7 protein-coding genes are annotated in these 11499 nt (G+C 60.7%); 3 read left to right on the top strand and 4 right to left on the bottom strand.

Features of this window, described 5'->3' with window-relative positions:
- Positions 1 to 108 precede the first annotated feature (108 nt).
- Positions 109 to 966: a Cof-type HAD-IIB family hydrolase gene (locus E3O22_RS12465; protein ID WP_166784641.1), complete on the bottom strand. Its 858-nt coding sequence runs from the start codon at positions 964 to 966 to the stop codon at positions 109 to 111.
- A gap of 262 nt (positions 967 to 1228) precedes the next feature.
- On the opposite strand from E3O22_RS12465, the gene E3O22_RS12460 reads away from it, so the two are divergent.
- Positions 1229 to 3583, top strand: coding sequence for an FdhF/YdeP family oxidoreductase (locus E3O22_RS12460; protein ID WP_134394974.1), 2355 nt, complete (start codon positions 1229 to 1231; stop codon positions 3581 to 3583).
- A 5-nt stretch (positions 3584 to 3588) separates the two neighbouring features.
- On the opposite strand, the gene E3O22_RS12455 is transcribed toward E3O22_RS12460, so the two are convergent.
- The 3 genes from E3O22_RS12455 to E3O22_RS12445 form a co-directional block, all read right to left on the bottom strand.
- Positions 3589 to 3903 carry a DUF6457 domain-containing protein gene (locus E3O22_RS12455; RefSeq protein ID WP_134394975.1) on the bottom strand — a complete coding sequence of 105 codons (315 nt, stop codon included), beginning with the start codon at positions 3901 to 3903 and terminating at the stop codon, positions 3589 to 3591.
- Between the two features lie 275 nt (positions 3904 to 4178).
- Positions 4179 to 5255, bottom strand: a complete 1077-nt coding sequence (locus E3O22_RS12450) for a YihY/virulence factor BrkB family protein (protein ID WP_134394976.1) — start codon at positions 5253 to 5255, stop codon at positions 4179 to 4181.
- Between the two features lie 572 nt (positions 5256 to 5827).
- Positions 5828 to 7087: a DNA cytosine methyltransferase gene (locus E3O22_RS12445; RefSeq protein WP_241976633.1), complete on the bottom strand. Its 1260-nt coding sequence runs from the start codon at positions 7085 to 7087 to the stop codon at positions 5828 to 5830.
- Positions 7088 to 7197: 110 nt separating this feature from the next.
- Here E3O22_RS12445 and E3O22_RS12440 point away from each other — a divergent pair, with 110 nt between their 5' ends.
- A complete protein-coding gene (locus E3O22_RS12440; RefSeq protein WP_134394977.1) occupies positions 7198 to 9708 on the top strand; it encodes an ATP-binding protein in 2511 nt (836 codons plus the stop codon).
- Positions 9603 to 11468: a DEAD/DEAH box helicase family protein gene (locus E3O22_RS12435; RefSeq protein WP_255570052.1), complete on the top strand. Its 1866-nt coding sequence runs from the start codon at positions 9603 to 9605 to the stop codon at positions 11466 to 11468. Before E3O22_RS12440 ends, E3O22_RS12435 begins: the two co-directional genes overlap by 106 nt.
- Positions 11469 to 11499 lie beyond the last annotated feature (31 nt).

The following is an 11499-nucleotide window of genomic DNA, read 5'->3' as shown; positions in this document are numbered from 1 at the left end:
TCCTCGTCCAGGTCGCGGTGCCAGCCACCGCGCGCCACCAGTTTAGAACCCGCAGGTAACAGGGAGGTGTCCGTGCACGGTGACACCGGCGATGGGTGCCGCGACGCGTCAGATCAGACCGTGGCGGCGGAAGGCGTTCCAGACGCCGTCGCCCTGCACGGAGGTGGTGACCTCGTCGGCGTAGGCCTTGACGGCATCCGAGGCGTTGCCCATGGCGATGCCGACCCCGCAGACCTGCAGCATCTCGATGTCGTTGCTGCTGTCACCGATGCCGAGGGCGGATGCCGCGTCGAGGCCGAGCCGGTCGAGGAGCCGCAGGATCGTGGAGCCCTTGTTCACACCATTCAACGTCACCTCGCCACTGCCGCGCCCCATGTGCGGGATGGTTCCGGTGATGACATGGAAGTCTCCGCTGAGCGCGTCCGACACCCGGTCGTACGCCCGGAGGTCGCCGGCGAGGAACACCGACTTCGCGATGCCCGTGAGACTGAAGGGGCGCACATCGACGAAGGCCTTCAGCGCCGGGTGTGCGACGGCACCGGTGACGGATGCCGTCGCATAGCCGGCTCCCGTCTTCCGCTTTTCGTCGGACGCGTAGTACTCCGCGAAGCGGTCATGCACGCCGGGGCTCGGGTACAGCTCGTCAAAGGACTGTAAGTAGAAGTCGTACCCTGACTCCTCATAGAAGCTGATCATCCGGGCCACGGCCGCTTCGGGCATCGTGCGTTCGATCACGAGCTCATCGCCGATCTCCGCGAACCCGCCGCCGGAGCTGATGAAACCGTCGAATCCGATGTCGCGGATCGCGGGGTAGATCTCCACGGACGCCCGTCCGGTGCTGAGGTACACCAGGTGCCCGTTGTGCCGGGCGGCGCGCACCGCGGCGATCGCCGACTCCGCGATCACCGAGCCCGTCTCCATGAGCGTGCCGTCGACGTCGACGAATGCGATGCGGGGGGAAATCATGAGGTGCTCCAGACGAGGTCGTCTCCGGGACGTTGCATCATCGGAGACGACCGGAGCGGTGTGATCGTGCATAACGACGCTATCTGAGATTGAGTTCCATGCTTCACGACGGCACCCGCTCTGCCGACGACCACGCACACTCGCCTGACGAAAAGTGGCATTCCTTTCCGATGACCCTCGTCAGGTGATTACTGTTGATCCGGGGGTGCACCCCGCCTTCGGGGGCCCTCCTTCGGAGACACTGGATCTGAAGGAGATGGCCATGGTGAGCAAGACTCCGAAAATAGAGGAAGCCGACGAGAGCCAACTCGAGGTCAGTAAGCCCAAGGAATGGGCCGCAGGAATCCCCGGCGTAGTGCATTCCCTCGTGCCGGCGCTCGAGCACATGGGTGTCGACCGCACCCGGAAGACATTGCTTGCCATGAACCAGAAGAAGGGCTTCGACTGCCCCAGTTGCGCCTGGCCTGATCCGCACCACCGCAAGGCGTTCGAATTTTGCGAGGAGGGCGCCAAAGCGGTCACCTGGGAGGCGACTCCCGTCGTCATCGGTCCTGACTTCTGGGCCGAGCATTCCGTGAGCGACCTGCGGGGACGAAGCGAGTACTGGCTTGGCATGCAGGGCCGACTGACCGAGCCTGTTTACAAGCCCGCCGGCGAGGACCACTACCGCCCCATCCCCTGGGACGAGGCAATCGACCTGGTCGCCACGAAGCTCAACGCCCTGGCCTCCCCGGAGGACGCGGCCTTCTACACCAGCGGCCGCACGTCCAACGAGGCGGCGTTCCTGTACCAGCTGTTCGTGCGCGGTTACGGCACCAATAATCTGCCGGACTGTTCGAACATGTGCCACGAGTCCTCCGGCTGGGGCATGGGCCAGACGATTGGCATCGGCAAGGCAACGGTCACCTTTGACGATTTTGCGGCGGCGGACCTGATAATTTTGATGGGTCAGAACCCGGGCACGAACCATCCCCGAATGCTCAACGAGCTGGAGGCCTGCAAGCGCAATGGAGGCTCCCTGGTCGCTGTGAACCCCCTTCCCGAGGCAGGGCTGAAGCGGTACAAGAATCCGCAGACAGTTCGCGGCGTCGTCGGCAAGGGCACCGAATTGGCCGACCAGTTCCTGCAGATCAGGCTTGGCGGCGACATGGCCCTGCTTCAGGCCGTTTCCAAACGGGTACTCGAGGCTGAGGCCAGGAACCCCGGCACGGTCTTAGACCACACGTTTTTGGCGGAGCACTGCGAAGGCCTTGAAGACCTGAAAGAGCACCTTGCTCAGCTCGACGAGCAGGAGGTGCTCGAGGCGACCGGTTTGCGGATCGAGGAAATCGACGAGCTCGCCGAGCGTTACCTGAAGGCGGACAAGGTCATCATCACCTGGGCCATGGGTATCACGCAGCAGAAGAAGGGGGTCGCCACCATCAAGGAGATCATCAACCTGCTGCTGCTGCGCGGCAACATCGGCAAGCCTGGGGCCGGCGCGTCCCCGATCCGCGGCCACAGCAACGTCCAGGGCGACCGGACCATGGGCATCTGGGAGCAGATGCCCCCGGCGTTCATGGACGCCCTGGGCAAGGAGTTCGACTTCGAACCTCCGCGGCAGCACGGTGCCGACGCCGTGGAAACGATCCGTCGCATGCAGGAAGAAAAAATCAAGTTCTTTCTGGCCCTCGGTGGAAACTTGGTGGCGGCGATTTCGGACACACACGCAGCGGAAGCGGCGATGGAGAATTGTGACTTCACCGCCCAGATCTCCATCAAGCTCAACCGGTCTCACACCGTCACCGGCAAAGCAGCCCTCATCCTGCCCACGATGGGCCGGACTGAGATCGACGTGCAGGAGACCGGCACGCAGTTCATCTCCGTCGAGGACACCGTGTGCGCGGTGCACGCGTCCTGGGGCAGTGTGGAACCTGTGGCCCACACACTCCTGTCCGAAGTCACGATCATCTCTCGGCTTGCCAAAGCGACCCTCGGTGACAGGATCAACGCCGACTGGGACGGCTTCGAGAAGAATTATGACTTGATCCGCGATCACATTTCCCGGGTCGTGGAGGGGTGTGAGAACTACAATGAGCGGGTCCGGGAAGACGGCGGCTTCATCATGCCGAACGGCCCGCGCGATTCCCGCACCTTCAACACACCCACGGGCAAAGCCGTGTTGACCGCGAACGACCTGGAGCCGGTGGAACGGCCCATGGGGACCCTGATTCTGCAGACCCTGCGTTCCCATGATCAGTGGAATACGACCATCTACGGGTTCAACGATCGATACCGCGGTATCCGGAAGGGCCGCGACGTCATCATGGTCAACGCCGAAGACATCACCGAACTCGGTTTAGCCGACGGGCAGCTGGTGGACATCGTGGGCGAGTACAAGGACGGCAAGGAGCGCGTACTGCGAAAGTTCCGCGTGGTCTCCTACCCGACGCCACGCGGGTGCGCCGCTGCTTACTATCCGGAGGCAAACGTCCTGGTGCCGCTCGATCACGTCGCGGATGGCAGCAACACGCCGGTCTCGAAGGCGGTCATCGTTCGCCTCAAGCCGTCCGGGACCGTGCCTGAACCGGCTGGTCCGGCGGCGACGACCAGTGCCGGGACAGTCGCTCCGGCCTAGCGCCCTTACTGGGCTGAGTCCACCCAGCCCGTGTTGTCCGGGCCGCCCTGAGTGCCATCGGCCACGAGCCCGTGGACCTTCTTCAGAGCGGTCTCAACGGCGGACTGAACGTTCTTCTTGCCGCTATTGGTTGCCTGTCCGGCAGCGAAGCCCACAATGAAGGTACTGACGGGCCCGGCGGAGGGACTCACCGACCGTGATTCCTCGGCCAGCTGCAGGATCGCCTGGGTGTCGACTTCGAGGTCCAGGAGCTGCAGGGCCTGCGTCAGCCGTCGACTCCACTGGGCCAGGGCGAGCTCTTCATCGGATGAAAGGGTCATCGGTTCTCCTCATCTGGTGGCTCATCCCGGAAGGCCCCGAAACAGCATCCGTCAAGACTGGCACCGCCGGCGGCAATGCACAACGCAGGACGCAGGGCGGTGGGTGACGACGTCCTCCACGGCGAGCGGGTCGGTCGGTTCTTCTCCAACGCCAGGTGCACACCGGCCAGACGCCCTCCATTCCCACGACACATATGGTTTCGTGGGCTTGTGGATTTCGGGGTTGGTCACCGCCGTGATCTAGACCTTTTTCGGGGCTCGCCTGGTGAGTGCTTTCACTGCTGCTTCGTCGCTTCGGGGTCGTCACTCGTCTTGCTTTTCAGCCGCAGACGTCGGCCGATCGTGATGTCCTCGCGTACCTTGTCGGCGGCCTTGTCGCTCTTGCGGGTGTCCCGCGGCGGCAACTGAAGTTCTTCTTCTGCGGCGATGCCCGCCTGCAGCTCACGGCCCCGTTCCAGCTCGGCGTCTAATTCGGCACCGAAGAGCAGGGCGAGGTTGGCTATCCATAGCCAGAGCAGGAACACCACGATACCGGCCAGGGAACCATACGTGCGGTCGTAGTTGGAGAAGTTGGTGACGTAGAGGCCGAACAGGAATGAGGAGATCACCAAGGTGAGGAATGCGAGTAACGCACCCAGGCTGATCCACCGGAACTTGGGTTGCTGGGCGTTGGGAGTTGCGTAGTACAGGATTGCGATGATCGATACGGCGGCTACCGCCAGGATGGGCCACTTGATGACGGACCAGACGAACTGGACGACCGGCCCCAACCCGAGAGCGCTGCCGAGCGCATCGGTGACCGGACCCGACACGATCAGAACGACAAGCGCCACCACTATCAGCAGGATGCACACCACGGTCACGCCCAGCTGCATCGGGCGCAGCTTCCAGAACGGTCGGCCCTCGTCGATCTCGTAGATGCGGTTCATGGACCGGCTGAACGCGCCGACGTACCCGGATGCCGACCACAGCGCCAACAGGATCCCGATGACGAGGGCGACGCCGGCCGCCGGCGACGCGCTGAACTGCTCGAGCGGGCCGCGCAGAGTGTCGACCGTGTCGCCGGGCGCGACCTCGTCAACGAGCGACAGGATAGAGTTCGTCGAGTTTGAACCCTGACCGAACACTACCAGGAGCGAGACCAGCGCAATCAGTGCGGGGAAGATCGACAGTACGGCGTAGTAGGTGAGGGCGGCGGCGAGGTCGGGGCACTGGTCTGCCGTGAACTCCCGCAGGGTCTTGCGCAGCACATACCGCCAGGACGGCTTGGCGATCTCGCTCAGCGAGTCGGGTTTGCGGGAATCGTCAGGCGCCGGTGCTCGCTCGCATTTTTTCGCGCGCGCTATTTCCAACCGTGGGTGCTCTCCTCGGCTTCGCCAGCGATCGATTCGTGCGCGCATCCGTTGCGCCGCCGCTGAGTGAGTGCGATTAGTTTCATTGACTCCGGGAAGGACTTCAAGCCAATTCTGCACATCAGGTCAATCACACTATTTCCGTGACGAAACGCGAATTTCCCCGTCTCTAAAGGAAGAAGTCGACCGCTCCGTGGAAACGTCGTCACACGGGCTATGTGCTGGCCGGTCGGCATCGACGGATGACTCGTGGTGCCCCTGGAGGGATTCGAACCCCCAACCGTTTCCTTAGGACGGGACATGGAATTGCGGCCCCTGCTTATCCCGTAGACCCCACGGCATAAGGGATGCATCGGGTACCCGGGTAATGCGATGTCCTGGAAGGACACCATTGGCGCCCCTCATTGTCCCCACATTTAGGACTGGTAAACGTGGGATTCGATCGGCAGCAGACGCAGGGCATTAGAGCAATAAAGCACTTCCAGGTCTGGCGAATCAACGCATAAACCTAGGCGGCTGTTCCAGCCCTGGCGCAACATGCTGGCCTTCACGAGGTGCCCAACGGTCGAGGCTCAGCTAACCAGATTCTGATGAGTCGAATAGTAGGCGTGGCGAGAATGGTCGGATTGGCCAGTGAATCCCTTAAACGCACCGAGTTTGAACGTAGCCTCACCGGCGGCTTCTGACTCCTCAAGCTCAAAGTCCCGCCGGATCGCGGTCAACTTGCTCTCAAGGTGGGCCTGATTGTCCTCGCTCAGCGCCCGTAGCAACTCGCTCATCGGGACGGCCGAGCCACGGGCGAGCGCTCGATAGATAGGGTCATGGACGTCCGTCGAAAGCTGGAGGTCGACTTGCTGGACCCCCTCGTGACGCAGCGCTGACACGATACTCCGCCCTACCGCCTCTGCGACGGGCGGTGGAAACGCGTTGCCGATTTGACGATATTTTGACGTCTTTCCGCCAAAGAATTGCCAGCCATCGGTGGCCCGCCAGCCTTGCACACGAGCCGCCATCTCCAGCGTCAGGCGCGGCATCACTACTTTCGAAGACAACGAGCTGGCCGACGGTGGATTGTCCGCGATCCCCTTGCCGTCGACGTGCAGTCGCGCCCAAGCCGCTTTCGCTCTTGTCGGCCCGAGGTCGGCGCCGCCGTGCCGCTTGCTTCCGCCAACCAAAGTCGGCCCCACGGCGTTTGCCAATTCTCGCCACTCATCCGCGTGCTTCCAGCCATCTGCGGCCATTAGATCGTGGAGAGCGGAGCCAACTGTCACCGGTTCTGAAGCTGGTTCCGGCCACCTGAAATATGCGGCATCGTCGGGTCGCATCGCGACAAGTACGAACCTAGGCCGCAATTGCGGCACTCCGAAATCAGCTGCCTGAAGGAGTCGCCAGGTCGCGACATATCCAGACTCGCCGAGACGGTCGAGAATCCGTTGCCGGTACGCCGAGAACCGGGCCGATGAGAGCCCTCTGACGTTCTCCAGCAGCACCGCGCGAGGACGAATGATTGAAACTTGTTCAATTGCCCACGCGAACAGGTCGCGTTCGTCGCTGGCTCCAAGTTGTTGCCCCGCAATGGAGAATGGCGGACACGGAACGCCACCGGCGAATAGGTCCACACCCGAATAATCCTCTGGCTTCCAAACGTTCCGATCGGCAACGTCACCGATCGCGACCTTCCATCCACGCTGTCCAAGGCTAGAAGCAGCTACTGGATCCAGCTCCACAGCTAGATCATGTCGAAAACCTGCTCGGTGAAGCCCGAGGGATTGACCGCCCGCGCCCGCACAGATTTCGACTAACGAGAAGGTAGATTCCTTACTAATGGCCACGCCCCATGGTAGCTGTGACCAACGACTACGTGACGCGATCGACACGAACATGCGCACCTTCACGGTGAAGACATGTCGCGCGTTGTCGTAACCTGCTCCCGGAGGACAAAATGAACGAGGCACCTACGCTAGACATCACCCCTGATCCCAAGGTACTCCTCGCCTTGACGCAAACGCCATTGCGCCCAGTCGATGCTTTGTGCGAGCTGATTGACAATGGGATCGACGCCTTCGCCGCAGCCCGCAATGAAGGACATGAATTGCCTCACCGGCTGATCGAGGTGAGCATTCCTCCGGCTGCTGCGATCAGGCGAGGCGAGGGCGCAATTCGTGTTTACGATCGTGGTGCGGGACTAGATCGAGAGGGACTCGAAAATACACTTCGGGCTGGCTTCAGTGGCAAGAATCGGTTTGACACCCTGGGTTTGTTCGGAATGGGATTTAACATCGCGACCGGCAAGCTAGGGCGCCGAACAGTGGTTACAACGGCACGGACAAGGGACGACGTCGCACTCCGCGTCACGCTGGACTTGCCCACCATTGTTAGCCAGCGATCGTTCAACGTCCCCGTCGAAACAATTCCGAAACCGGTCGGATTCGAGCACGGCACCATGGTTGAGATCGATCATTGGTGGCCAGATGGCGACGCCAATGCTGGCTTTGCCGCGCAGCTTGCCGGGGCGAATCGCGTAAACCTTCGGCAGCAACTCGGCCGCCGATACGCAAGCATCTTGCGGCAGTCGACTGCGAACACAGTCCGCATAATCGTAAACCAAGAGCCTCTGACTCCGTTCGAACACTGCGTGTGGTCTGCGGAACGATTTGTCGAGCGCAAAGGCTGGGGAAACATTCCGGCGCGCATTGAATTCAATGAGGTGATCCATTCACAACGCAGGTGCTTGCGAGACGGATCGATAATTCCATCGGACGCTCCGGCGTGCCTCGAATGTGACGCGCAAGAGTTTCGAAGCGTTGATGAGCGAGTTCGCGGATGGGTGGGCATTCAACGGTTTGATGACAACAACAAGTTCGGAATCGACCTAGTTCGCAACGGTCGGACTATTCGCGTCGCCGAGAAGGAGGGGTTCTTCAACTACCTCGATCGCGTGGGTGAAAACGTCAAGGAGTACCCGACGGATCAGCAGACCGGCCGTATCGTCGGTGAAATCCATCTCGACCACATACCAGTGGATTTTCAGAAGCAAGATTTCCAGCGAACGACTGACGAATGGGAGAGGGCTGTTCGCTTCATTCGGGGTGAGTCGTTACTGCCCAGCAACTGGGCGGAATCCGAGTCCAATCTGAGCCCAGTGTCACGCTTGTTTCAGGGATATCGCAAGGTTCGAACACCTGGCCGCGCGGATATGTATATGGGTCGCTGGGATGAGGCGGCCGGCAAAGCTGTTCGAATATCTCGGCAAGTCGAGGAAGATTTCTATGCTCGCTTTCTGAACCACGAGGTTGGCTACAACGACGACGCCAACTGGTGGGAGCTTGTCGAGTCGGCATCAACAATGCCCACAATGGATTTGCCGGAATGTGCCCACTGCGGTTACCAGAACCTTCCAGCCGCCGAGGTCTGCGAAGGCTGTGACGCGCTCATCCGCGCAAAGGCATGCATAGCTTGCTCGAAGATGATCCCGCTCAGCGCGATACTTTGCCCCTTCTGCGCGACTTCGCAAGTCCCGGAGGTGCTCGAGCCTTGGCGGTGCGAGGTGTGCGGCGCAACAAACGTGATGGAGTCCGACTCTTGTTTGAAATGCGATGCAATAAGGGGTAGCCAGGATCCAATGTCGTTTCAGTTGCTGACCACGACTAGCGACGAAGACGACAGCTACTCCTTCATCGGGAAGACGTTCGCTATGTCCGACGGTAGGCAAACCGAGCCGTTGACCGTTGTGGGGTATCGCGCGCGCGAGTTGAAACCTTCATGGGACGGTCTATCCGTGCCCACCGTTGCGTTTCGTAGTCCTGGCAAAATTCATGTATTCGTTCATGAAGCACACCCTGCGTTCAGTCGGCTCGGTGTCAAACCGCAAGAACTGATCGCAACCGAGGCAGCGCACTACTTGTGGACATTGCGCAGTGACCTCGCGGGGCAACCAGGGCATTCGGTAGCGGCGATAACTGCCACCATTTTGAGTAGCGTGTGGGCGGATGAGTTGGCTGCCAGTCCTGAATCGACGGTGGACGGCATCCGCTCGTTGTTCGACCGTGTCAGCGAGCGTTTACAGCTTGCCGATGACGTGGCGGACTTTTATGGTGAGCTCGATGAATATGAGCAGCGAGAGCTAGCAGATCGCCTCATCAGCGTGGGTCGGCTCGGAGAGCTTGGTGAGCTAATCCGTACCGGCGGCTACATTCGATTTGCGGGTCCAAGCGCGATCGCTCGGCACTTCAAGTATCACGGCGACTCTTGGTTTGGTTTTATCTGGGACGAGACACTTCCTAGTGAAGCATCGGTGGGCGCAGCCGCGGCGACGGCTAGGGAGCAAATAGTCGGGATCTATCTCCGATGCCTCGAAGATTGCGCTGCATATGCGCGGTTCGCCTACGCAGACAGTCTCGTGGTGGCACGGGCAGAGGCGTCGCGTGTGTTCCTAGAGGCGCATATCTTGTGACGGAGTTCCTGAGTGACTGGGCGCTATCGACAACTTCGTGGCAGGCGTACGAACGGGCCGTGACCCGGCTGCTGCCGCTACTCGGCTACGAACACGTTTCGCTGATCGGTCAATCAGGCGACGGCGGAGCAGACGTCCTGGCTACGAAAGCCGGCAAGCGATGGTTGTTTCAGGTCAAGAGGTATGCACAGCCCGTTGGCCCGGAGGTAATCGACCGCACCATCGCCGCCGCTCGAACATATGACGCCGACATTCCGGTCATCGTTAGCCGAAAAGGCTTCACGCAATCTCTCATCGATCAGCGCCAGATGCTGGCTTCGCAGGGCGTCAATGTCCAGTTATGGGATGACGTGACATTGAGACGCAGATTCGGTCTGGTCGATGTCGAACCCCTCGCGCACCGCGAATCCTCGTCATTTGGCTTGCGTGATTATCAGGCTCAGGCCTGCGACCGAATCGTTGGAGATTGGCAGCGCACTGAGTCGACCTCTTCACTGGTCGTTCTTGCGACAGGGTTGGGCAAGACATTTGTAGCCGGAGAGGTGCTTCGGCGACTATCGATCCTGAAACCCTCGCTGCGCGTACTCGTCCTCGCACACACCAACGAGCTCGTGTATCAGCTCGAACGCGCGCTCTGGCCGTTCTTACGTGCAGACCAAGCGACCGCAATCGTGAATGGCATCGAAAGACCTGCCTGGATGGACCTTGGACGATTCGACGTTGTTGTGGCGTCGCGCGACACGATGGCCAATGCAGCTAGCAACAATGTTGACTTGCCTGAATTCGACTTGATTATCGTGGACGAGTGCCATCACCTTGAGTCCGCAACCTATGACACCTTGTTGGAGTCTCTTGGAACCACGCTTCCGCACGGCCCCCACTTGATCGGACTCACTGCTACTCCGTGGCGGCCGGGAGGTTCGCATCTCGCGAAGTGGTTCGATGGTCCTGTGGTTAGCATCGACCTGGTTGAGGGCTTGAGGTCGGGTTTTCTTGCCAACGTGAACTACCGCATGTACACGGACAACGTCAATTGGGATGGACTTCGTGCGCTGCGCGGAGACAACTTCTCGCCGCGTGCGATCAACCGAACACTGTTCATAGATGAGTGGGACGACGCGGTCGTGAAGCGCACGAGCGAAGCGTGGGCGGAAATAGAACGCCCGCGGGGCATTGTATTTTGCGGCACGGTATCGCACGCCGATCGTATGGCGGAGCGCATCAACAGTCTCGGGTTCACTTCTGCCCGAACACTGTACTCGCGAGGAGCTGATGGGCGCGCGGTGGGTCCAATCGAGCGGAATCGAGTGCTGTGGGATTTCGCGGATGGCAAGATTGGGATTTTGTGTGCAGTTGACGTCTTGAACGAGGGTGTGGACGTACCTGATGTGAATCTAATTGTCTTTCAGCGGGTTACGCACAGTCGTCGCATCTTTGTTCAGCAGCTCGGCCGTGGACTTCGATTAGCTCCTGGGAAGGCGTCAGTGGTTGTGCTCGACTTCGTGTCAGACATCCGTCGTTTTGCTGCCGGCCTTGAGCTGCAAAAGTCGATCGACGGGCACGGGCCACGGCCGGGCAACGAGGTACGCGTGCGACTGCGCAACACTGTGGAGTTCTTTCGAGCTAGCGAACCGGACCTGTCGGCTGAAGTATTCTTACGCGAATGGCTGGGTGACCTAGAGGAAGTCGAGGAAGCGGGTGAGGACACGAGCATCTTGAGGTTCCCGCCAGAGTTCCCTGCAGTTGGTGCCCCCCGGTGAGCGTGGACTGGGGAAAGTCGCGCCACTCAGC

It is taken from the genome of Cryobacterium sp. TMT2-18-2, assembly GCF_004402245.1.
Classification (GTDB): Bacteria; Actinomycetota; Actinomycetes; order Actinomycetales; family Microbacteriaceae; genus Cryobacterium; species Cryobacterium sandaracinum.
Note: the sequence above shows the minus strand (reverse complement) of the source record. Positions and strands in the feature narration are given on the sequence as shown.

Coding starts and splice junctions, on each gene's coding strand:
- E3O22_RS12465 (WP_166784641.1), bottom strand. CDS start 966: ATGATTTCCCCCCGCATCGCATTCGTCGACGTCGACGGCACGCTCATG.
- E3O22_RS12460 (WP_134394974.1), top strand. CDS start 1,229: ATGGTGAGCAAGACTCCGAAAATAGAGGAAGCCGACGAGAGCCAACTC.
- E3O22_RS12455 (WP_134394975.1), bottom strand. CDS start 3,903: ATGACCCTTTCATCCGATGAAGAGCTCGCCCTGGCCCAGTGGAGTCGA.
- E3O22_RS12440 (WP_134394977.1), top strand. CDS start 7,198: ATGAACGAGGCACCTACGCTAGACATCACCCCTGATCCCAAGGTACTC.
- E3O22_RS12435 (WP_255570052.1), top strand. CDS start 9,603: ATGCCTCGAAGATTGCGCTGCATATGCGCGGTTCGCCTACGCAGACAG.